The sequence below is a fragment of the Nannocystis bainbridge genome (assembly GCF_028368995.1).
GTDB lineage: Bacteria > Myxococcota_A > Polyangia > Nannocystales > Nannocystaceae > Nannocystis > Nannocystis bainbridge.
On sequence record NZ_JAQNDL010000003.1, the window covers coordinates 219,993 to 241,031 of the forward strand.

A 21,039-nucleotide genomic window follows, 5' to 3' on the forward strand; every position below is an offset into this window, starting at 1 on the left:
GCGAATCGTCCACGCCGACCATTGCCCTCGACATCGAGCAAACCAAGCTCCGCGTTCTCCGCCCTGCAGGCGATCGACGCCCGCCTCGCGTCCTCGCGGTGCTACGCTCGGCGCCATGCTGTTCGAGCCGGAGCGCCACGAGCCACTGACCACGACGGCCTGGGACCCCGAGCGGGCCCGTGCCGCCGTGCGCACGATCGTCGCCGACCTCGCCGCCAACTTCGATCCCGCCGCCTTTTGGCCCGAGCACCCGCTCGACGTCGACGGCCCCTCTCCTGCCGGTGGTTGTTATAAATCACTCTACCTCGGCGCCGCCGGCGTGCTGTGGGCTCTGTGGTGCCTCGCACGCGAGGGCGCGGCCGACCTGCCGTTCGCCCCCGAGGATCACATCGCTCGCGTCCACGCCGCTTATCTCGCCGCGCCCGACGTCGGCGAGGTCGTGCCCTCCTATTATCTCGGCGAGGTCGGCATCCTGCTCGTCCAGTGGAAGCTGACGCGCGAGCCCGCCGCCGCCGAGCGGCTCCACGCTGCCATCACCGCCAACATCCCCAACCCCACCCACGAGGCGCTGTGGGCCGCGCCGGGCACCATGCTCGGCGCCTGGCACATGTTCCAGTGGACAGGTGAGCCGCGCTGGCGCGAGCTGTTCCTCGCCAACGTCGAGCAGCTATGGCGGACCTGGACCCCGAGCGACGACGCCACGCATCACCTGTGGACGCAGGACATGTACGGCCACGTCTACCGCTTCATCGGCGCCGGCCACGGCTTCGCCGGCAACGTCTACCCGCTGCTGCGCGCCCGCGAGTGGCTCGCGCCCGAGCGACGCGAGCAGCTCTACGCGCGCTGCGTCGAGGCCCTGCGCCACACTGCGAGGATCGAAGGCGACGCCGCCAACTGGCCGCCGGAGTTCGGCCCGCCGCGACCTGGGCCCGAGAAGCTGCTCCTCCAGTGGTGTCATGGCGCCCCGGGCATCATCACCGCGGTGAACGAATTCCCCGCCGGCCAGTCCGCCGAGATGGACGCGCTGCTGCTCGCCGCCGGTCAGGCCACCTGGAACGCCGGCCCGCTGCGCAAGGGCGCCGGCCTGTGTCACGGCACCGCGGGCAACGGCTACGCCTTCCTCAAGCTGCATCGGCGCACCGGCGATGCGCAGTGGCTCGCGCGCGCCCGGGCGTTCGCTATGCACGCGATCGGCCAGAGCGAGCGCATGCGTCAGGACCACGGCCGCGGCCGCTACACCCTGTGGACCGGCGATCCAGGGGTCGCCCTTTACGTGTGGCATTGCCTTCACGAGCGCCACGACCTGCCGAGCCTCGACAGCTTCGATTGACGCGCTCCCTCATCCACGCGCCGCCGACGATCGCCGACCCGACCCGCGCCTCGCCTGCAGCGATTCTGCCACCACCGCCAGGTCGGCCACGAACCTCGCCATCTCTGCCCGCCGATCGTCCGCCGTCGGCTGGCGCAGGATCGACGACGGATGCACCGTCGCCAGCACCTGCGGCACGCGTTCGTCGGCCAGCAGTCGCCCGCGCATCGTCGTCACCCGGAACGCCCGCCCCAGCAGCGCCTGCGCCGCGGTCGCGCCCAGGCACACCAGCACCTCCGGACGGATGAGCTCGATCTCCTGCTCGAGCCACGGCAGGCACGCCTTCACCTCGCGCGCCCCCGGCTTCTTGTGCAGCCGCCGGCTGCCGCGGCGCTCCCATTTGAAGTGCTTGACCACGTTCGTCACGTAGGCGTCGTCGCGGGCGATCCCCGCCTGCTCGAGCGCCTCGTCGAGCACGCGGCCCGCGGGGCCGACGAACGGCTCGCCGGCGATGTCCTCGTCGTTGCCGGGCTGTTCGCCGACCAGCATCACCCGGGCGCCGCTGGGTCCGGCGCCGAACACCGTCTGCGTCGCGTCGCGGTAGAGCGGGCAGCCGTGGCAGCCACGCGCCGCCGACCGCAGGTTCGGCAGCGACAGCCGCTGCGGGAGAAAATCCCGGGCGCTGCCCGTCACCTCGTCGTCGTCGTCGTGCATGCGGGCAGTGTGGTGCAGATTGCCACGATGCGCTTTTCCGCGCCTCACCTTTATCGGCGCGCGTGCTCGCCGGAGATCCGGTGCTACATAGCGGCCATGCTCGCGCTCGTCGCATTCGTGCAATCGCTGGCCTGTCCCGATTGCGCCCCCGTCCGCGCCGCCCGCACCGCGATCGCCGCCGACCCGGACCGCTGGTTGTACGCCCTCGGCGTCGCCGCCCCGTTCCTGGTCGCCTCGGCGGTGATCGCTCTGGTGTATCGCCTCGGCCGCGGCGAGCCGAGCCGGGAGGTCACGCGATGGCGATGAATTCACAGCATGACGGGCCCCTGATCGCCGCCGGCATCGCGCTCGGCGTCGGCCTCGGCGGGTTCGTCGACGGCATCCTGCTGCATCAATTGTTGCAGTGGCACAACATGCTCAGCGCCAGGCTCCCGCCGGACAACCTGGTGGCGATGAAGATCAACATGATGTGGGACGGCCTGTTCCACGTGTTGACCTGGCTGATGACCGTCGTCGGTCTGGCCCTGCTGTGGCGCGCCGGCGGCCGCGAGGACGTGCCGTGGCGCGGGCGCACCCTGCTCGGCGGCCTCGCGCTCGGCTGGGGCCTCTTCAACTTCGTCGAGGGCCTCATCGATCACCAGATCCTCGATCTCCACCACGTCCACCCCGGCGCCTACGAGCTGGCCTGGGACCTCGGGTTCCTCGGCTCGGGCCTGCTCGGCATCGCCCTCGGCATCGCCCTCGTCTGCCCGACGCGCCGCTGAGCGCGCTCGCCTTCCGGTCCCTCTGCCCGCGCTCGCCGGAGCGCGGGTACGATGATTCGAACCGGGCTCTGCCGCCGAGTGCCATGAATGTGAACGAGCCCGACCGGGCTCGTCCGGGTCCGACGATTCGCACCTCGGGATCGCGTGGCCCGCCGACCTCGACTTCACCGCGACGCGGCGAGCTCGGCCTTCGCCCGCTCGCCGCTCATGACGGTCGCGTTCACCGCCGCTTCGCCGCGGTCCGCTTGGCCGTCTTCTTGCTCGCCTTCTTGCTCGCCTTTTTGCCGGCCTTCTTGCTGGTCTTCTTGGCCCCGCTCGCGGCCTTGCGCCGGCGCGTCTCCCAGCCCTTCTTGGCCGCCTCGCTGCGCTTCTTGGCCGACTGGCTGCTGCCGCCGATCCGGCCGCCCTTGCGCGACGACGAGCGGCTGACCTTTTTGCCGCGGCCGCTCCCGGACTTCTTGCCGCCGCCCGTCTCCTTGTTGACGGTGGCCCAGGCCCGGCTCTCGGCCTCTTCTTCGCCGACGCCGCGCTTCTTGTAGCTCTCCTCGATGTGCTCGGCCTGGCGCTTCTGTTTGTCGGTGTAACTGTCCTTGCTTCCGCGTGCCATCGTGGGTCTCCTTCAGCCGATTCGCTCGAGAAGGTGGCACACACGCGGGCCGCGGCAACACCCGGCCCGACGTTCGGGCGCGACCGATCGCGGCCGTGCGGGACGACCGATCAGAAATCGACCCCGCAGCACTCGCTGGCCGCCGCGTTCAACGCCGCCGCGTCCTGCCCGGCGCACAGGCCCCGATCGGGGCAGCTGGCGAACTCCTGCTCGCCGTCGTGGCAGCGACACGTGCCCCCGGAGCAGACGAACGACACTCCGAGCACGTCCGGACATTCGACGAGCGTCGTGCACTGGTCGGGGGCGATGAAATCGGGGGCGACGAGGCAGTCCCCGCAGCGGACCAGGTAGTTGGCGCCCTCGATGAAGCACGGGGTGTCCGAGTGCAGGTCCACCGAGGCGAGCCCGTCGCAGTCGAGCGCCGCGCGACAGTCGTTCCAGGCGGTCGCGCTGCACAGGCACGCTGGCGTGTCCTTGACCAGGCGGTCCTGGCCGCAGCTCGTCGCGCAGGCCGCCGGATCGACCTCGGGGTCGCACCCGCCGAAGACCTCGCACAGCGACGCGCACGACGCCTCGAAGTCGGCCTTCTCGAGGTCGCACAGCGGCTCGCCGGTGGTCGCGCCGGTGGTCGGCCCCGCCGTCGTCGGCTCCGCCGTGCTCGCGTCCGAGGTCGCGCTCGCCTCGGTCGTCGCCGCGGTCGTCGTCGCGGTCGTCGTCATCGCTTCGCCCGTCGTCGGCGCCCCGCTCGTCGCGTTCGTCTCGCTGCCCGACGCCGACTCGCCGCCCTTGTCGGGACAGCCGGTCGGGAGCACCAGCGCCACTGCGCAAGAACCGCGAATTGCACTCGACACCAAGCTTTTAGTTTCAAGTCGCATTGCGCGAGCATGAATCAGCGAGCTCGACCCGTCCAGCGCTTTCCTCACGCGGCCTCGCGGCCCCAGGCCCATCAGGACCGCAGTGCACACATACCTAACAATCAAACCCAGGTGATTCACCGATCGAGATCCATGAATCATCGCAATCACCCCAGGGCCCGAGCGCCCGAGCGCACGGTGCGCGAATGACCGCACACGGAATCAAGCTTGGCGAGCGGGCCCCAGATGCTATGGCAAGCCCATGCACCTGCGACCTCTCCTTGGCATGATGATGATTTCGTGGTCCGGCGTCGGCCTGCTGGCCTGCGGCGACGACGGCGACGCCTCGACCACCGACGGCGCCGGCACCGATCCGACCGGCACCACCGCGACCGTCGGCGAACCGACCACGACGATACCGACCACGACGACGCCCACCACGGACGTCGAACCGACCACCGGTGACAGCGAGGGTGAGACCAGCTCGACGACCGACACCACGACCGGCGACCCGCCTGCGCTCGCCTGTCACGAGCTCCCGCTCCCGGCCGCGCTCGTCGAAGACGGCGCCTGGGACGACGACCTGACGATCTCCGGCTTCGCCGGCTACGACGGCCTCACCCCCAAGGTCTACGACTTCGCCCGCGACGCCGACGGCGACCTGCTCGCCGTCGGCTACTTCCATTACATCGGCAAGGACAGCGTCCAGCCATTCGCGCGCCACGACGGCAGCGGGTGGATCGAAGACCCGGGCCTCGACGTCGCGCTCGAGCGGCCCACGCTCTCGGCCGTCGCCGCCGACGACGGCGGTCGCGTCGCTCTCGCCACCTACTCGGCCCTCCCGTTCGACCTCATGCAGCGCGACGGCGAGCTGCTGCTGGCCGACGGCGGCGGCTTCGAGGTCATCGCCACCTTCAAGGGGGCGGTCCGCAGCATGGCGTGGTATGACGGCGAGCTGTGGGTCGCCGGCGTGTTCGCCCTCGACGGCGAGCCTGCCATGCCCCACCTCGCGGTGTACGACGGCGTCGACTGGCACGCCCCGCCGGGCGGCGCGCTGGTCGGCTTCGGCGCCTTCGAGCTCACCGTCGACGACGAGGTCCTGCTGGTCGGCGGCCGCTTCTCCAACGTCGGCGGCGTCGCGGCGCAATCGGTGGCCGCGTGGGACGGCGCCGCCTGGACCGCCTTCGACCTGCCCGACGCGACGGTGTACGCGCTGGCGCGCGACGGCCAGGGCGACCTCTACGCCGGCGGCCTGTTCTCGGTCGAGAACAGCGTCGAGACCGGCGGCATCGCCCGCTGGTCCGGCCAATCATGGCAGTCGGTCGCCGGTGGTCTCGCCAATCCGAGCTTCCGCGGGGTCGTCTCCGACCTGGCCGTTCGGTCAGGTGAGCTCCACGTCGCCGGCTGCTTCACCGCCGCCGGCGGCGTGCCCGACGATCCCGACGCCATCCCGGCGCCGGGCCTGGCGCGCTGGGCCGGCGGCGCCTGGGAGGCCCTCGCCGACCCCGCCAGCGGCGTCGGCACGGCGTGGTTCACCCCGCTCAAGTGCGGCGACGAGGGCCCCGACGCGCTGTGGGACGCCCAGCACCAGCGCCTGTTCGCCGCCGGCGATCGCCTGCTGCTCGGTGGTTCGTTCGCCGGCGTCGACGGCGTCCCGTCGCAGAGCGTCATCGAGCTCGACGCAGACGATCAATGGATCGCCCAGGGCGAGCCCGGCCGCGGCTTCTCCGGCTCCACCCGCTCGCTCGCCGTCGGCGGCCGCGAATGTGCGGTCCACGTCATGGGCGGCGTGACCCACGCCGGCGCGCTCGCGGTCGACAATCGCGTGCTGCGCAGCGACGGCGACGCCTGGGTCCCCGTCGGCCCGCCGATCCCCGCCGAGGCCTATTGTTGGCAGCTCGCGGTCGACGGCGCCGGCGTGCCCGCGCTCGGCTGCGACCTCCCGCCCGAGGGCGACCTCCCGCCCGAGGGCGGCGTCCTGCGCCTCGTCGACGATTCATGGCAGTTGTTCGGCGCCTCGTTCGTCCAGGGCGGCGTCGCCACCGTCGGCTTCGATCCGGCGGGCGCGCTGTGGGCCGCCGGCGGCGGCGGTGAGGGCTTCGTCGCCCGCGAGGACGGCAACGCGCTGATCACTCTCGGTACCAGCAATGGCCGGGTCGCCGCGCTCGCGTTCCGCACCACCCCCGCGGGCGAGCCGGTGCAGCTCGTCGTCGGCGGCTACTTCAGCGAATTCGAGGGCTTCCCGGCCGCCGGCGTGGCTCACTGGAACGGCGAAGTCTGGGAGCCGCTCGGCCCCGGCATCGTCGGCAGCGTGCTCGCCGTCGCCTACGCCGAGGACGGTGCCATCTATGCCAGCACCGCCGACGACGGCACCCCCGAACGGCCGATCCTGGCCCGCTGGGACGGCACTTCGTGGCTCGACGTCGCCACCCCCGAGCCCGGACCCGTCGACGCCGGCTACGCCTTCTATTCGCTGCTGGCCCGCGGCCAATACGTGGTCGCGTCCGGCTTCGCCTGGCCCGGCTCCGAGCGGCGCAACGTCTTCGTCTACGACGGCACCAGCTTCGAGAGCCTGCGCGGCGGGGCCACGGCCATCTACGTCGAATCGTCGGCGCTGGCCGGCGACGGCCTGTGGTTCGGCGGCACGATCGCGGAGGCCGGCCCCCCCGAGGCTCGCGTCTCCTCGGTGGGGATCGCCCACCTCCGGTGATTGGCACGACAGCACCCACGTTCACGACGTCGCGTGCGTCTGGCGCGCCTCGTCGTCGACCGTCGCTGCCGGTTAAAAGGAACGTCGCCGACCACGCTCGCGCCCGGCACCGAGGCCCCGCACGCCGACGGCGTTCGCGCACCCTGCCCCACCCCGGGGGCTCACCGGCGAATCGCCATACCCGACGGCCTTCCGGGGAAATAACCGTGTTCTCGCGACCCCGGGGCCCCTCCGATTCAGCGCGGTCGAGCCCTGTGACGTTGTCCGCGAAAATCCCGGCAGACCTTTTACGAGCCGCGGCGATTGCCCGCTCGAGCCGACTCCGCGACGATCCCGCCGGACCTCATGCCCCGGTGATTTCCCGCGTGGGCCCGGAGTCGCCGATATGGGAGCACGTCGCATCCGGGCCGTTCGCATCCGCCCGCTGCGCGATCGCGCAATGTTGCGCCGCTTCGCGGCTTCGGGGCATCATCCCGGGGTTCGATGGAGAGCGGCCGCGCATGAGCTATCACGAGCCCATCTTTGCCATGACCCTCGACCCTGCCGTATTGCTCGACCCGCAGGGCCTCGTCACGCGCGTCAACGACAGCTGGCAGCCGGCCTTCGGCCATACCACGGACGATCTGGTGGGGCGGCCGCTCGTGGGTCTGCTGCCTCCGCAGGAGGCAGAGCACCTCGGCCGCTGGCTCGGCGACCTCCCCGGCGACGGCAAGCCGCAGGATCTGCACACCCGCCTGCGCGCCGGCAACGGCGAATACCGCCTGGCCCACCTCCGGGCCGTGCGCGCCCCGCAATCCGGCTACGTGTGCTTGATCGCCCGCGAGCGCTGGCTCGACGACGGCGAGCGCGACCATTTGCGGCGGATCGGGCACCGCTGGGACGCGCTCGTCCACTGCTTGCCCGACTTCGTCGTCACCTCCGACACCGAGGGCGTCGTCCTCACCATCAACCGCGAGGTCCCGGGCATCCCCACCGATCAGCTCGTCGGCCGCCCCGAGAGCATGTTCACCCCCATCGCTCCTGACGAGCGGCCGGCCCTGCGCCAGCGGTTCGCCCACGTCGTCGCCACCGGCGAGACGCTCACCTACGAGACCCAGGTCCTCTACCCCGACAACACCCACGGCACCTTCGAGAGCCGTCTCGGCCCGATCTTCGACGGCGACCGGGTCACCGGCACCGTCCTCGTCACCCGCGACCTCACCCGCCAGCGCCAGGCCGAGGAGGCGCGGCGGGCCGCCGAGCACCAGATCCGCGAGTACACCATCCAGCTCGAGCGCAGCAACCGCGAGCTCGAGCGGTTCGCCTCGGTCGCCTCGCACGACCTGCAGGAGCCGCTGCGCAAGATCCAGGCCTTCAGCGACCGCCTGCGCCAGAAGTACGAGGAGCTGCTGCCCGAGCCCGGGCGCGACTACGTCAATCGCATGCAAGAGGCCGCCAAGCGCATGCAGGATCTGATCAACGACCTGCTGATGTTCTCGCGCCTCACCACCAAGGAGCAGCGGCACGCCCCGGTCAACCTCAACAAGATCTTGACCGCCGTGCTGTCCGACCTCGAGGTGCGCATCGAGGAGAACGAGGCCAAGGTCGAGGCCGGCGCATTGCCGCAGATCGAGGCCGACCCGATGCACATGCGGCAGCTGTTCCAGAACCTCATCAGCAACGCGATCAAGTTCCGCCGGCCCGACCAGGCGCCGACCGTCAAGATCACGGCCGAGGAGCTGCCCGCGCGCGGCAAGCCGACCACCATGGTCATGCGCGTGTCCGACAACGGCATCGGCATCGACGCCAAGTACCACGAGCGGATCTTCGGCATCTTCGAGCGCCTGCACAGCCGCGGCAAGTACGAGGGCACCGGCGTCGGCCTGGCCGTGTGCCGCAAGATCTGCGAACAGCACGGCGGCGCGATCCGGGTCGAGAGCAACCCCGACGAGGGCAGCACCTTCGTCGTCGAACTCCCGCTTCGTCAGGAGAGGAAGCACCAGTACCCATGAAGTCGAACAGCAAGCGTCCCATCACTATACTGATCGCCGACGACGACCCCGAGGACCGCATGCTGGCGGCCGAGGCGCTCAAGGAGAGCCGCCTCGCCAACGACATCCGCTTCGTCGAGGACGGCGAGGAGCTCATCGACTACTTGCTGCTGCGCGGCAAGTTCACCAACCCTGACGACGCGCCGCGCCCGGGCGTCATCCTGCTCGACCTCAACATGCCGCGCAAGGACGGCCGCGAGGCCCTGCGCGAGATCAAGGAGACCCCGGACCTGCGCCGGATCCCGATCATCGTGCTCACCACCTCCAAGGCCGAGATCGACATCTATCGCAGCTACGACCTCGGCGTGAACTCGTTCATCGTCAAGCCGGTCACCTTCGACTCGCTGGTCGAGGTCATGCAGGTCCTGCGCAAGTACTGGTTCGAGATCGTCGAGATCGCCGCGGACTGAGATGCACGAGCCGGTCGACGTGCTGATCGTGGACGACGACGAGGACGACTTCGTCCTCGCGCAAGACCTGATCGCCGACATCACGGCCAGCGAGTACCGGGTGCGGTGGATCCAGTCCTACCAGGACGCCGTGCACGCGCTCCTGACCGCCGCGCCCGACGTCTGCCTGCTCGACTACCGGCTCGAGGCGCGCACCGGCATCGACCTGCTCCGCGAGGTCCGCGGGCTCGGCTGCGACGTCCCGATCATCTTCCTCACCGGGCAGACCGAGCGTGAGCTCGACGTCGAGGCGATGCACGCCGGCGCCGACGATTTCCTGATCAAGGGCAGCTTCACCACCCGCGAGCTCGAGCGGGCCATCCGCTACGCCATCGAGCGCGCGGCCACCGGCGCCGCCCAGCGGCGGCTGACCGAGGAGCTGCGGCTGATGCAGGTCCAGGCCCAGCGCTCGAGCCAGGCCAAGAGCACCTTCCTGGCCAACATGAGCCACGAGTTCCGCACCCCGCTGAACGCCATCCTCGGCTACAGCGACATGTTGATCGATCAGGCGCGGGCCGGCGAGTTCGAGCAGATCGAGGACGACCTCAACCGGATCCGCGCCGCCGGCAATCACTTGCTCGCGCTCGTCACCGACATCCTCGACCTCAGCCGCATCGAGGCCGGCCGGCTCAGCCTCGCGCCCGAGTCTTACACCCTCGGCGAGCTGCTGCGCGAGGTCGTCGACGCCGTCGCCCCGCTCATCCACCGCAACGGCAACCGCTTCGTCTACGCCCCCGCCGACGAGCTCGGCGAGATGGTCGCCGACGCCACCCGCGCGCGCCAGATCCTCTTCAACCTGCTCAGCAACGCCGGCAAGTTCACGCGCAAGGGCCTCGTCTCGCTGGCCGTCACGCGCCGGCCCGCGCGGCTCAGCGACTTCAACCACCACGCCGGCGACCAGGCGATCGAGGGCGTCGATTGCGTCGATTTCGTGGTCGCCGACTCGGGCATCGGCATGACGCCCAAGCAGATGGAGCGGCTGTTCGAGCCGTTCTCGCAGGTCGACGACACCGGCGGGCGCCGCTTCGGCGGCTCGGGCCTCGGGCTTGCGATCAGCCGCCGGCTCGCGCGGGCCATGGGCGGCGAGCTGCGGGCCCGCAGCGAGATGGGCCGCGGCTCCTCGTTTCGCCTGTCGCTGCCCTCGGACAGCACCGCCGCAGCGCGCTGGCGCGGCCTCACCCCCGAGCGGCAGTTCGCCACCGGCGAGCGCGGTCAGCTGCCGATCGTGTTCGTGCTCGGGCCGTCCGACGCGTTCGGTCGCCAGCTGCGCGACCAATTGGCCGAGGTCCAGCTCGACATCGTCGTCGAGGCCGACCTGCGCCGCGGCGTCAAGTTGGCGCGCGCGCTCGGGCCCTCGCTGTTGGTGGTCGAGCTCAACGTCGGCTCGCCGGCCACCCTCGTCGCCCTCGGCCAGCTCGCGCGCGAGCCCAGCCTGCAGGAGGCCGACGTGTTGGTCTACCTGGTCGACGAGCCGGCCCAGTTCGGCTGCCTGCTCCACTGCGACGGGGTCGTCAGCGCCCCGCTGCAGGCGCTGCAGCTGCAGCGCCTCGTCGAGCGCCTGTCCCCGGGGACATCTCAGCCGCTGCACCTGTGGTCAAACAGCGCCGGCCTGCTGCAGGAGGCCACCGAGATGATTCGCCACACCCGCCGGCTCGCGGCCGCCGGCGGAGGCCTCGATGCCAGCGAGCTGCACCTCGTGCACCTGGCCGCGCCGGGGGCCTCGTGGGGCCTCACCGCCGCCCGCCCCGACGCGGGCACCGGCGGGCCCGCGGTCGTGCTGGTCGCGCCCGACGACCCGCGCGCCGTCCCGCCGAGCTTCGCCGCCGAGATGCGCGCGCTCGTCGAGCAGACCGGCATCCCGCGCCAGGAGCTCGCGCGCGAGGTCAGCAGCGCGCTCGTGTCGCGCATGACCCGCGAGTGACCCGCGAGGCACGCTCACAGCAGCGGCAGCCCCTTGTGCTTGACCGGCAGCTTCAGCAGCGCCGGCTTCGGCGTCCCGGGGAAGATGCCGTAATGGCGGGTGATGGCGAAGCTCGCCACGTACAGCGTCTTCTTGCTCGCGTGCGTCGCCCCGAACACCAGCGACGACGGCGCGTCGAGCAGCCCGCCCTCGGCGATGATGTCGATGTCGCCGTGCTTGTCGATCGCCACCAGCCGGTCCTGCCCGTTGACCGCCACGAACAGCGTGCCCTTGTCGTCGAACGCGAGCCCGTCGGCCCCGGCCAGCGCGTCGTAGTCGTCGGCCCACACATCGATGTCGCCGGGTGAACCGTCGCACTCGACCTCGACGCGGAGGATCGTCCCGTAATCGAGGTTGCTGACGAACAGGTGGTTCTTGTGACGATCGAAGGCGATGCCGTCGACGCCGAAATGCGAGAGCACCAGGTACGGATCGTCCTCGTTGCCCGCGAACGCAGCGTCCTGCAACCACACCTCGGGCGTGCCGTCCTCGTCGATCTTCCAGATCCGCGCGTGCAGCGGATCGGTCACGAACAGCCCGCCGTGGTCGTCGAACGCCAGATCGTTGGGGTAGCCGGTCGGGTCGAGGGTGGCGTGGGTCGTCACCCCGCCGTCGGGGTCGACGCGGAACACGAACGCGACCGGCGGCACCGGCGAGATGCTGCCGGTGGCGACAAAGAGGTCGCCGTCCTCGCCGAACTTGAGCCCCGCCGCCAGCACCCCCGGCGGCAGCGGCAGGGTCGCGAACACGCTCACGTGGCCCCAGGGGGTGATCCGCTTGATGTGGGCGCCCATGGACGCGTAGATGTTCCCGTCGGCATCCGTGGTGATCGACTCTGGCAATTCGCCGAGGCTCGGGTCGAACTTGGCGACTGTCGAAAGCTTGCCGCCCGCCGCCGCCACCCCCGGCGAGAGAGACATGAAAAGTCCTACGGACAATAAAACGAACAGGCTTCGACCCATGACAAATCCCCCCATTGACGACCGGGCTTGTAGTGAAACAGTACGCTGTCAAGGATCAACAAGAACACCGTGAAGGACGCACTGCGATGATCGGTGGGCGCGACGGCGAGCGCGGCGACGACGCGCCACGGATTTCGCGAAAGGATAGTGGGTCGATCGGGTGCGGCTTGCTATCCTGGCGACGATGACACGCTCTGGAATCGTCGCTCACCTGATGCGGCGCACCGCCCCCGGGCCGCGCGGCGGCCTCGTCCTCGGCAACCTCGCGGAGGTCGCCCAGGGCCGCATGTTCGAGCTCCTGCAGCATATGTGGCGGGCCCACGGCGACATCAGCTGCGCCCGGGTCGGCACTCGACTGGTGTATCTCGTGGTCCACCCCGACCAGATCCAGCATGTGCTCGTGACGCGCCGGGAGAACTACACCAAGGCGTCGCACCGCGCCCGGCCGCTCATCGGCGACGGCCTGCCGGCCAGCAACGGCGAGCTGTGGGCCCGCCAGCGCAAGCTGCTGACCCCGCGGTTCCAGGTCGGCGCCCTGCCACAATTCGCCCCGCCGCTGCGCGGCGCCATGGAGCGCCAGCTCGGCCGCTGGCAGCAGGCGGCCGCCCGCGGCGACGAGCTCGACCTCGCCGACGAAATGATCGCCCTCACCCTCGACGCGATCCTCGGCTCGCTGCTCGGCGAACGGCTCGACGACGAGGAGGCGCGGCTGCGCGCCGCCATCCGCGACGCCGTCGAGTTCGTCGCCGCCAGCAGCCAGCTGTTCCGCATCCCGCTGTCGTGGCCGACCCGGCGCAATCAACGTTTCCTGGCCGCCCTCGCGGTGATCGACGATTTCATCCTGCAGGCAATCGCGGCCCACCGGGACCGCCCCGCCGACGATCCTGACCTCCTCACATTCCTGCTCCGCCACGTCTCCGCCGATCCGCAAGCGCCCGACGCGGCGCGGCTGGTGCGCGACGAGGCGGTCAGCCTGCTGCTCGGCGGCCACGAATCGACCGCGCAGGCGCTGACATGGTTGCTTTATTGCCTCGACCTCCACCCGGAGGCCAGGGCGCGGGTGATGAGCGAGGTCGATACATTCGGCGACGCCCTGCCGACGGTCGCCGACCGCCAGCGCTTCCCGTTCCTCGCCGCCGCGGTGCAGGAGGCGCTGCGCCTGTACCCGCCGTTCTGGGCGTTCCCGCGCCACGTCGCCGCGGACGACGAGCTGGGCGGCTACCTCGTGCCCGCCGGCGCGACGGTGATGCTGTGCCCGTACCTCACGCACCGCCACCCGGCCCTGTGGGACGCGCCCGAGCGCTTCCAGCCCGAGCGCTTCCTCGGCGGCGTGGCCCAGGGCCGGGCGCGGGCCGCCTATCTGCCGTTCGGCTACGGCCCGCGGACCTGCATCGGCAACCACATGGCGACCACCGAGATCGTGCTGGCCACGGCGGCGATCCTGCGCCGCTTCACCGTCGAGCGCGTCCACCACGCCCCGGTCGCCCCGGAATTCTCGACGACCCTGCGACCGCGCGGCGGGATTCGCGTCAAGCTGACGTCCCGTCAGGGCGCCAGCGCCAGCTCCAGCTGATCGAGAACATTGATACGATCGACCTGTGGCCAATTGTTGCGTCGTGCGATTGCCGACAGGGGCGGCCCCGCCTCGAACACCAGGGGCCGACCGACGGCGGCGAGCACCTCGCAGTCGCCGGGGCCATTGCCCAGCGCGAGCGACCGTGACAGCCCGGCGCCGCGGGCCGCCGCGAATGTACGTAACAATGTCAACTTGCCCCCGCGCGCCCCGGGCATGCTGTAGCATTGACCAGTGTAGCGACCGGCGTCGACCGTGAATCGCGAACCATCACAGTCGGTTACGCCCAGGTCCGCGGCCAGCAGCGCGACGATCTCGTGGGGACTGGACGACACGATATAGGGAGTTACCCCGACCTGCTCGAGCCGCGCGATCAGCGGGCGCACGAAGGCGAACAATTCACCGCGCAGCCGCTGCCACGTCGCTCGCGCCAGAGCCTCCAGCGCGGCCTGCTCCGCGCCCGCCAGCGCCGCCGCGTAGGCCGCGGTGCTGCGGGTCACCATCTCCGGGAAATCGATGGATCCAGCCCGATGCTGGCCGACCGCGGTCATCACCGCCGCCATCGCGTCGGCCCGCCCGAGCCCGTAGCGGCCCATGTCGTCGAGCAGCGCGAGCCCGATCGACCGCGGGTGCATCGTACCGTCGACATCGAGGATCGCCACGCGCCCCGCGGGTTCGTCGTACGTCATGCCGCGATCATAGCGGAGCGGCGACGCATGCTCCAGACCCCAGACACGCGGGCCGCCGGATAATTCGTCGGTCCGCGCGATGGTCGTTGATCGTAACCAATAATTCGAGTAGCTCTGATCAAAGGTCATGCTCACCGGAATTGGCGTGCTCGAACAGATCGAGCCGGCGCTAGAGCGCGCCGTGCAATTCATGCTCGATCATCGCTTGCCCGACGGGCGCCTCGCGGCCGGCTGCGCCGGGCGGGCCCTGGAGAGCGCCCTGGCGTTGCACCTGCTGCGCACCTGCGGCCACGGGCCGGCGCTCCAGGCCGAGATCGCGGGCTTCTGCCGGCGCTGGCTGGCCGATGACGACGATGAGTCGAGTCATGCCAGTCGGCTCGACCGCACGCTTTCGCGCATCCTCTGCGAGCTGGTGGTGCACGGCCGGCTCGGCGCCGAGGGCCTGGTCGCGCTCCAGCAGACCCTGGCCGCCTTCGATCACCCCACGCTTTGGCGCAAACGCGTGCTGGTCGAGGTGCTGCTGGTCGAACTCGGGGCACTCCCTCCGGGTCCGGCCGTGTTGCCGCTCGCGGTCGTGCGCGCCGAGTCCTCGCATCTGTGGGTGACGATCCTGCTGGCATCGATTCGCGTGCTCCAGCTGTGCCAGTCGGGCCGCGCCGACGAGGTCGGCGACGCCGAGCTGGCGCCGATCCTCGGCGCCCAGGCGACCGACGGCAGCTGGGAGCAGCACGTGCTCGTCACCATCGTCGCCCTGCTGGCGCTGACCCGCCTCGGCCGCGCCGCGCCGCACCGCGCCCTCGGCCTCAATTTCATCGCCGGCCAGCTGCGGCCCGGCGGCGGCGTCCCGTTCATCACCAACGAAGACGTCTGGGTCACCTGCCTCGCCGGGCTCGTGCTGACCGAGGCGCGGCGGCCCGCGCACGAGCTGCAGCGGTGCGAACAATTCCTCGTATCACAGCAGCAGCCCGACGGCGGCTGGGCCTACGCCGAGGGCGTGTCGCAGACCGACGCCGACGACACCAGCATCACCCTGTCGCTGCTGGTCCGCCGCAATCCGGTGATTCATCGTCCCAGCATCCGCCGCGCGGTCGCCCACCTGCTCGCGCTGCAGAACAGCGACGGCGGGTTCCCCACGTTCGTGCGCGGCGCCGCCTCCGAGGCCGAGATCACCGCCAAGTCGATCACCGCCCTGCGCGCCAGCCACATGGCCCCGCCCGGGGTCCTCGAGGCCGCGTGGGCCTGGCTGGCCCGCGCCCAGCAGGCCAACGGAGGCTTCCGCGGCGAGTGGAAGCTGTGCGCCACCTACCCCGCCTTTCACGTGATCAACGCCGCCGCCGGCGAGCGCCACGGCAGCCACGGCGCCGACATCCGTCGCCGCTGCGTCGGCTTCCTCCGCGGGCTCCGCCGGCCCGACGGCGGCTGGCCGATCCACCCCGACGACGACCGCAGCCACGTGCTCAGCACCGCCTACGCCCTCGGCGGCCTCGCGGCCTGCCCCGGCAGCCTCACGTCCGGCGAGCTCTACGCCTCGGCCCAGGTCCTGCTGGCCGGGCAGGGCCGCAGCGGCGGCTTCACGGCCGAGGCCGACTCGCTCGGCCCGCGCCCCTTCGTCTACGACGTCCCGCTGCTCGCCACGCTCTACAGCGTGTGGGCGCTGTCCCGCGTCCGCGACCAATTGTCCGGGCGCGCGCACGAGGTCCCGTTCGGCGCGCTCGCACCGCGGCTCTCGCTCCTCAGCCACGACCGCGCCTGGATCTCCACCACCTGAGGCCAATGCTTACAGTCCCGCAATCGTGTGGGATCGCCCCGTACTGACATGAATTGTCCGTCATGCAGGCCCGCTCGCCGTCACGCGGCGATCGGCGGCGACGTCGTATGCTCGAGTTTCGCCGGGCGTGTGCCAGCTTGAGATCCTGCTTCTCATGTCTTCGCTTCGCCGTGAGGGCGCGCTGTGGGTCGTCGCCGACGTTTTCGAGGCCGACCTGCTGCAGGTCCGCTCGGGCACCTCGGTCAAGCTGCGCTTCCCCGCCGACCCGGAGCCGATCGCCGGCCGCGTCGTCGGCGTCGGCGGGCTGGTCGACGTCGGCCAGCGCCGCGCCCCCGTCTACATCGCGCTCACCGACGAGGCCGTCGCCTCGCGCAACCTCACCCCCGGCATGTTCGTGCGCGCCGACATCACCGGCCCCGTCGGCGTCGGCGTCACGCTGCCCAAGCAGGCCGTCCTGATCAAGGACACCGACACCGCGACCGCCTACTTCGAGGTCGAGCCCGGCACCTTCGAGGCCCGCCACGTGGTCCTCGGCCACACCTCCGGCGACCACGCGCAGATCGTCTCCGGGGTGAACCCCGGCGAGCGCGTGGCCGTGGCCGGCGCGCTGCTGATCGGTCAGCAGCTGGCGTCCCGGCCCTGAGGCCTGTCCGTTCGGGCATGTCGCCGAGGACATGCCCGTTCGCGCATGCCCCTACGGACATGTCCTCAGCGACACGTCCGTCTCAAGGCGCGTCGTAGCGATCGTGGTGGCGCACCCACGCCATCGGTTCCGCCAGCCCCTCCTCCTGGCGACCGAGCGGCGTCAGGTCGAGCATGTGGTAGGTCCCCATCAGCACCTCGACGCCGCGGCCGTACGACGAATAGGTGTGATAGACGGCCTCGCCATCGCGCACGAACGCGCTGATGCCCGGCGCCTCGGGGTGCGGGAACGGCCTCGTCGCGTAGTTGTAATCGACCGCGGCCAGCTCGGCCGGCGCGAACGACACGTGAAAGTCGTAATTGAAGCGGCTGCCGGCCGACGACACCCACGGGAACGTCCAGCCCATGCGCGCGCGAAAAACCAGCAGCTTGGCCAGCGGCGCCCGCGAGACGGCCACGAACGCGGTGTCGCGGGCGGCCAGGTGGGCCACCGTGCCCGACAGATGATCGCCGATGAACGAGCAGCTCTTGCAGCCCGCCTCCCACGCCGGGTCGAACATGAAGTGATACACGACCAATTGCTGCTTGCCGGCGAACAGCTCGACCAGGCTGCGCTCGCCGTCGGGCCCGGCGAACGCGTACGGGGTGTCGACGCGGACCCGCGGCAGCGCGCGGCGGGCCGCGCTCAGGGCGTCGCCCTCGCGGGTGTACGCCTTCTCGCGGGCCAGCAGCTCGCGGCGGGCCGCCAGCCAGACTTCGCGGCTCACGACATCAGTGTTCACGGGGTTCATGACGTTCTTCCTTTCGCGGCTCGGACGAGGGTCGCAGCGCGGGCGAGCGGATCGCTCGCACCACCCACGGACTCAGGGCAGCGCCGAACCCGGTCGCGGTGGCGACGGTCAGCGCAATCGATTGCCAACAGGCGGGACACATGACGACTGTGTAAAACAACCCCGCCCGCGCCGCCCGTAACATTCATGGCGCGACCGCCTCGCGCGGCCGGCCCCGGCCCTCGTGACAATCACCGCCCGACGCCCCGCGCCCTCGTGACATTGTCTCGCCCGCCCGCCCCGCGGCCCTCGTGACATTGTCCCGTCCGCTCCCGCCTTCACCGCCGCGGCCCTCGTGACATTTCCCGGCCGACGGCCCATCCTCGCCGCGTGTCCTCCCTCCTCGACGCGGCTCGCGCGCTCGCCGGTGGCGACCCGCTGCGCGCCCTCGCCGGCGTCGGTCGCGACGACAGCGCGCGCGGCCTCACCCTGCGCGGCATCGCCTACGCCCAACTCGGCGACCTCGAGCTCGCGCGCAGCGCCCTCGAGCTGGCGGTCACCCGCGCCGACGATCCGCTGCTCGTCGCTCGCGCCCGCGCCGCGCTCTGCGAGGTCGAGCTCGGCAGCGGCGCCCCGGCGGCCGCCGCCAGCGCCGCCCGGGCCGCCGCCGACGCCCTCGAGCGCCTCGGCGACTCCCGCAACGCCGCCATGCAGCGGCTCGTCCTGGCCCGCGCCGAGGTCCTGCTCGGCCGCCTCAACGAGGCCCGCCGCGTCGCCGGGGCCGTGCTCGCCCGCGACCTCGGCCCCGACCTGCGCGCCGTCGCCTCGCTCGTGCAGGCCGAGATCGCCGTGCGCGCGCTGGCCCCCACCGACGCCAGCGAAGCCCTCGCGCGCGCCCGCGAGGCCCTGACCCTCGCGCCCCATCAATTGCTCGCGCGCACCGTCGAGGCGCTGGAGCACGAGCTGGCCCGCCCGGTCGCCTCGGTCTGGCGCGCCGGCGCGACCTCCGAGGCCGACCTGTTCGCCATCCAGGCCCTCGCGCGCGGCCACGTGCTGCTCGTCGACGCCTGCCGCCGCCTCGTCCTCGCCGGCCGCGTCACCGTCCCGCTGGCCCGCCGCCCGGTGCTGTTCGCCCTCCTCCTCGAGCTCGCGCGCGCCTGGCCGGCCGCGCTCGCGCGCGACGAGCTGGCCGCCCGCGGCTTCGCCGTCCGCCGCGTCAACGACTCGCACCGGGCCCGCCTGCGCGTCGAGCTCGGCCGCCTGCGCAAGCTGATGGACGGCCTCGCCGCCGCGCCCACCGCCCGGGCCGACGGCTACGTGCTCGACTCGCAGCGCGAGGTCGTCATCCTGACGCCGCCGACCGACGACGAAACCGCCCGCCTCGGCCTGCTGCTCGGCGACGGCGCGGCGTGGTCGGCCCAGGCGCTGGCCGAGCACGCCGGCGTGTCGCGGCGGACCGCCCAGCGGGCCCTGCAATCGCTCGTCGAGCGCGGCGTCGTGGTCCGCACCGGCAAAGGAAAAGACATCCGTTACACCCGCCCCGGCGCCCCGATCGCGTCACGGATGTTACTCCTCGGCCTCGTCCCGGCCGGCTAGACCTGCTGCATGCGACAGGAAGTCATGACCCGCGACAATCACGACACTCGCCACCACGCCGCCGAGATCGTGCGTGAGCACGTCCCGCTCGACGACGGCCAGATCCACGGCGTCACCTTCGACGGCAAAAAGGTGTGGTTCGCCCGCGACGGCGAACTCGTCGCCTTCGACCCGGCCGCGAACGCCGTCGTGCGCCGCTTCACCGTCCCCGGGGCCGACGCCGGCACCGCATTCGACGGCCAGCACCTCTATCAGCTGGCCAAGGGCGAGATCCTCGTCATCCGCCCGAGCGACGGACAAATTGTCAGGCGATTGCCCGCCCCCGGCAAGGGCGAGGACAGCGGCATGGCCTGGGCCGACGGCTATTTGTGGATCGGTCAATGCTACGGGGCGCGGATCCACAAGGTCGACGCCACCACCGGCGAGGTCGTGAAGACCCTGGCGTCGGACCGCTTCGTCACCGGCGTGACCTGCGTCGACGGCCAGCTGTGGCACGGCGCGGCCGCCGACGACAAGCCCTGCGAGCTCCGTCGCCTCGGCCCCGACGGCGCGCCGGAAGAGGTCCTGGAGGTGCCTGTGGCCATGATCGCGGGGGTCGAGGCCGCCGGCGAAGCGGGCGCTTTCTGGTGTGCGGGCGAGCAAGGAAAGCTGCGCCTGGTCCGCCGCAAGTCCGAAGGCGACGCCGCCGTGTGAAGTCACGGCAGATAAATCAATTGCCCCCAATTGAAATCTCGCATGATTCCCGGGTGTGTGTGGCGGGCCTGACAAGGTGCTACCGATTTCGGGCTTGTGAAGCCAGGCGCTGATCCGCAGCGCCGTCGGCGAACACTCATTCCATGGAACCCACGCCGCTCCGACTACGGGGCGAGACCATGGAGACATCATGCGTAGAATCATCGCTACTACCATTCACCGCCTCGTTATCGGCCTCGTGCTCGTCGCTGCCTGCGACGAAGGCATTATCGACTCCGGGCAGCACGCCACCCCCGCCTCGCTCGCTTGCGGCGGCGCCGTCGGCTTCGAATGCCCAGCCGGCCTCGAATGCATCGACCACAGCGGCGCCGCCTGCCACCCCGAGCAGGAGGGCTCCGATTGCTCCGGCATCTGCGAGCCGATCGATGGCCTCTGCGGCGGCTTCGCCGATGTCGCCTGCGACGAGGGCTGGATCTGCGTCGACCTCGCCGACGCCTGCGACCCCGCAATGGGCCACAGCGATTGCCTCGGCGGCTGCCGCCCGGCCCCGCAGGAGCCCGACCCGCGCCCCGAGCCCGATCCGCGCCCCGACCCGCGCCCCGAGCCCGACCCGCGCCCCGACCCGCGCCCCGAGCCCGAGCCGCGCCCCGAGCCCGAGCCCGAGCCGCTGCCCGAGGGCCTCTGCGGCGGCCCGACCCACGGCGAATGCGAGGAGGGCTGGGTCTGCCACGACCTCGCCGACGATTGCGTGCCCGCCCGCGGCGACAGCGATTGCCTCGGCGGCTGCCGGCCGCTCGAGGTCGACATCGAGCCCGCCCGCATCTACGTCAGCCACGACCGCGAGGAGTGCGCCGTGGTGCAGTTCGAGTGCGACCCGGACGAGCGCCAGTTCTTCGAGGAGTCCGGCTGCGGCTGCGAGAAGCTCTGACCGGCGCGGCGGCCTCACGGC

The 21,039-nt window shown here is 71.4% G+C and carries 18 protein-coding genes and 1 pseudogene; 13 read left to right on the forward strand and 6 right to left on the reverse strand.

All coding sequences use genetic code 11. From position 1 onward, the window contains the following. Nucleotides 1–115: 115 nt before the first annotated feature. Nucleotides 116–1,330: a lanthionine synthetase C family protein gene (locus POL25_RS26340; RefSeq protein WP_272088955.1), complete on the forward strand. Its 1,215-nt coding sequence runs from the start codon at nt 116–118 to the stop codon at nt 1,328–1,330. 9 nt (nt 1,331–1,339) lie between these two features. On the opposite strand, the gene POL25_RS26345 is transcribed toward POL25_RS26340, so the two are convergent. Continuing rightward, nucleotides 1,340–2,023, reverse strand: coding sequence for a UdgX family uracil-DNA binding protein (locus POL25_RS26345; protein WP_272088956.1), 684 nt, complete (start codon nt 2,021–2,023; stop codon nt 1,340–1,342). 96 nt (nt 2,024–2,119) lie between these two features. Between POL25_RS26345 and POL25_RS26350 the strand changes: the two genes are divergently transcribed. Together POL25_RS26350 and POL25_RS26355 are read left to right on the forward strand one after the other, a co-directional pair. Further along, on the forward strand, nt 2,120–2,329 hold the full coding sequence (locus POL25_RS26350) for a hypothetical protein (RefSeq protein ID WP_272088957.1): 210 nt from the start codon (nt 2,120–2,122) through the stop codon (nt 2,327–2,329). Further along, nucleotides 2,320–2,787 carry a DUF2243 domain-containing protein gene (locus POL25_RS26355; protein WP_373372113.1) on the forward strand — a complete coding sequence of 156 codons (468 nt, stop codon included), beginning with the start codon at nt 2,320–2,322 and terminating at the stop codon, nt 2,785–2,787. Before POL25_RS26350 ends, POL25_RS26355 begins: the two co-directional genes overlap by 10 nt. Before the next feature lie 322 nt (nt 2,788–3,109). Here the strand turns inward: POL25_RS26355 and POL25_RS26360 are convergent. Together POL25_RS26360 and POL25_RS26365 are read right to left on the reverse strand one after the other, a co-directional pair. Further along, nucleotides 3,110–3,394, reverse strand: a pseudogene (locus tag POL25_RS26360) (plasmid stabilization protein); the annotation flags it as partial. A 110-nt stretch (nt 3,395–3,504) separates the two neighbouring features. Further along, nucleotides 3,505–4,215, reverse strand: coding sequence for a hypothetical protein (locus tag POL25_RS26365; protein ID WP_272088960.1), 711 nt, complete (start codon nt 4,213–4,215; stop codon nt 3,505–3,507). 295 nt (nt 4,216–4,510) lie between these two features. On the opposite strand from POL25_RS26365, the gene POL25_RS26370 reads away from it, so the two are divergent. From POL25_RS26370 to POL25_RS26385, 4 genes are all read left to right on the forward strand, one after another. Further along, the gene (locus POL25_RS26370; protein WP_272088961.1) at nt 4,511–6,958 is read left to right on the forward strand and encodes a hypothetical protein; all 2,448 of its coding nucleotides are present in this window, start codon (nt 4,511–4,513) and stop codon (nt 6,956–6,958) included. A gap of 500 nt (nt 6,959–7,458) precedes the next feature. Further along, nucleotides 7,459–8,949 (forward strand): sensor histidine kinase, encoded by a 1,491-nt coding sequence (locus POL25_RS26375; protein ID WP_272088962.1) that lies wholly within the window; start codon nt 7,459–7,461, stop codon nt 8,947–8,949. Further along, the gene (locus POL25_RS26380; protein WP_272088963.1) at nt 8,946–9,398 is read left to right on the forward strand and encodes a response regulator; all 453 of its coding nucleotides are present in this window, start codon (nt 8,946–8,948) and stop codon (nt 9,396–9,398) included. Before POL25_RS26375 ends, POL25_RS26380 begins: the two co-directional genes overlap by 4 nt. Before the next feature lies 1 nt (nt 9,399). Next, nucleotides 9,400–11,358: an ATP-binding response regulator gene (locus POL25_RS26385; RefSeq protein WP_272088964.1), complete on the forward strand. Its 1,959-nt coding sequence runs from the start codon at nt 9,400–9,402 to the stop codon at nt 11,356–11,358. A 14-nt stretch (nt 11,359–11,372) separates the two neighbouring features. Here POL25_RS26385 and POL25_RS26390 read toward each other — a convergent pair whose 3' ends face one another. Then, nucleotides 11,373–12,317 (reverse strand): SMP-30/gluconolactonase/LRE family protein, encoded by a 945-nt coding sequence (locus POL25_RS26390; RefSeq protein WP_272088965.1) that lies wholly within the window; start codon nt 12,315–12,317, stop codon nt 11,373–11,375. 226 nt (nt 12,318–12,543) lie between these two features. Here POL25_RS26390 and POL25_RS26395 point away from each other — a divergent pair, with 226 nt between their 5' ends. Further along, the gene (locus POL25_RS26395) at nt 12,544–13,932 is read left to right on the forward strand and encodes a cytochrome P450 (RefSeq protein ID WP_272088966.1); all 1,389 of its coding nucleotides are present in this window, start codon (nt 12,544–12,546) and stop codon (nt 13,930–13,932) included. Here the strand turns inward: POL25_RS26395 and POL25_RS26400 are convergent. After that, complete coding sequence (locus POL25_RS26400; protein WP_272088967.1) at nt 13,905–14,750, reverse strand: HAD family hydrolase; 846 nt, start codon at nt 14,748–14,750, stop codon at nt 13,905–13,907. The genes POL25_RS26395 and POL25_RS26400 overlap by 28 nt on opposite strands. Between POL25_RS26400 and POL25_RS26405 the strand changes: the two genes are divergently transcribed. Continuing rightward, nucleotides 14,749–16,389, forward strand: coding sequence for a prenyltransferase/squalene oxidase repeat-containing protein (locus tag POL25_RS26405; RefSeq protein WP_272088968.1), 1,641 nt, complete (start codon nt 14,749–14,751; stop codon nt 16,387–16,389). The genes POL25_RS26400 and POL25_RS26405 overlap by 2 nt on opposite strands. Before the next feature lie 154 nt (nt 16,390–16,543). Continuing rightward, the gene (locus tag POL25_RS26410) at nt 16,544–17,032 is read left to right on the forward strand and encodes an efflux RND transporter periplasmic adaptor subunit (protein WP_272088969.1); all 489 of its coding nucleotides are present in this window, start codon (nt 16,544–16,546) and stop codon (nt 17,030–17,032) included. Between the two features lie 82 nt (nt 17,033–17,114). Here the strand turns inward: POL25_RS26410 and POL25_RS26415 are convergent, their stop codons facing one another. After that, nucleotides 17,115–17,798 (reverse strand): DUF899 domain-containing protein, encoded by a 684-nt coding sequence (locus POL25_RS26415; RefSeq protein WP_272088970.1) that lies wholly within the window; start codon nt 17,796–17,798, stop codon nt 17,115–17,117. A 393-nt stretch (nt 17,799–18,191) separates the two neighbouring features. Between POL25_RS26415 and POL25_RS44535 the strand changes: the two genes are divergently transcribed. The 3 genes from POL25_RS44535 (at nt 18,192) to POL25_RS26430 (ending at nt 21,018) form a co-directional block, all read left to right on the forward strand. Further along, nucleotides 18,192–19,397 carry an HTH domain-containing protein gene (locus tag POL25_RS44535; RefSeq protein ID WP_272088971.1) on the forward strand — a complete coding sequence of 402 codons (1,206 nt, stop codon included), beginning with the start codon at nt 18,192–18,194 and terminating at the stop codon, nt 19,395–19,397. A gap of 9 nt (nt 19,398–19,406) precedes the next feature. Then, nucleotides 19,407–20,090, forward strand: coding sequence for an NHL repeat-containing protein (locus POL25_RS26425; protein WP_272088972.1), 684 nt, complete (start codon nt 19,407–19,409; stop codon nt 20,088–20,090). Nucleotides 20,091–20,280: 190 nt separating this feature from the next. Then, nucleotides 20,281–21,018: a hypothetical protein gene (locus POL25_RS26430; protein ID WP_272088973.1), complete on the forward strand. Its 738-nt coding sequence runs from the start codon at nt 20,281–20,283 to the stop codon at nt 21,016–21,018. The last annotated feature ends 21 nt before the right edge of the window (nt 21,019–21,039 follow it).

What these genes read in the sequence shown, in the direction of transcription:
- POL25_RS26385 (WP_272088964.1), top strand. Translation starts at nt 9,400, where the DNA reads ATGCACGAGCCGGTCGACGTGCTGATCGTGGACGACGACGAGGACGAC.
- POL25_RS26430 (WP_272088973.1), top strand. Translation starts at nt 20,281, where the DNA reads ATGCGTAGAATCATCGCTACTACCATTCACCGCCTCGTTATCGGCCTC.
- POL25_RS26350 (WP_272088957.1), top strand. Translation starts at nt 2,120, where the DNA reads ATGCTCGCGCTCGTCGCATTCGTGCAATCGCTGGCCTGTCCCGATTGC.
- POL25_RS26375 (WP_272088962.1), top strand. Translation starts at nt 7,459, where the DNA reads ATGAGCTATCACGAGCCCATCTTTGCCATGACCCTCGACCCTGCCGTA.
- POL25_RS26395 (WP_272088966.1), top strand. Translation starts at nt 12,544, where the DNA reads ATGACACGCTCTGGAATCGTCGCTCACCTGATGCGGCGCACCGCCCCC.
- POL25_RS26345 (WP_272088956.1), bottom strand. Translation starts at nt 2,023, where the DNA reads ATGCACGACGACGACGACGAGGTGACGGGCAGCGCCCGGGATTTTCTC.
- POL25_RS26405 (WP_272088968.1), top strand. Translation starts at nt 14,749, where the DNA reads ATGCTCACCGGAATTGGCGTGCTCGAACAGATCGAGCCGGCGCTAGAG.
- POL25_RS26370 (WP_272088961.1), top strand. Translation starts at nt 4,511, where the DNA reads ATGCACCTGCGACCTCTCCTTGGCATGATGATGATTTCGTGGTCCGGC.
- POL25_RS26340 (WP_272088955.1), top strand. Translation starts at nt 116, where the DNA reads ATGCTGTTCGAGCCGGAGCGCCACGAGCCACTGACCACGACGGCCTGG.
- POL25_RS26400 (WP_272088967.1), bottom strand. Translation starts at nt 14,750, where the DNA reads ATGACCTTTGATCAGAGCTACTCGAATTATTGGTTACGATCAACGACC.
- POL25_RS26390 (WP_272088965.1), bottom strand. Translation starts at nt 12,317, where the DNA reads ATGTCTCTCTCGCCGGGGGTGGCGGCGGCGGGCGGCAAGCTTTCGACA.
- POL25_RS26425 (WP_272088972.1), top strand. Translation starts at nt 19,407, where the DNA reads ATGCGACAGGAAGTCATGACCCGCGACAATCACGACACTCGCCACCAC.
- POL25_RS26380 (WP_272088963.1), top strand. Translation starts at nt 8,946, where the DNA reads ATGAAGTCGAACAGCAAGCGTCCCATCACTATACTGATCGCCGACGAC.
- POL25_RS26355 (WP_373372113.1), top strand. Translation starts at nt 2,320, where the DNA reads ATGGCGATGAATTCACAGCATGACGGGCCCCTGATCGCCGCCGGCATC.
- POL25_RS26410 (WP_272088969.1), top strand. Translation starts at nt 16,544, where the DNA reads ATGTCTTCGCTTCGCCGTGAGGGCGCGCTGTGGGTCGTCGCCGACGTT.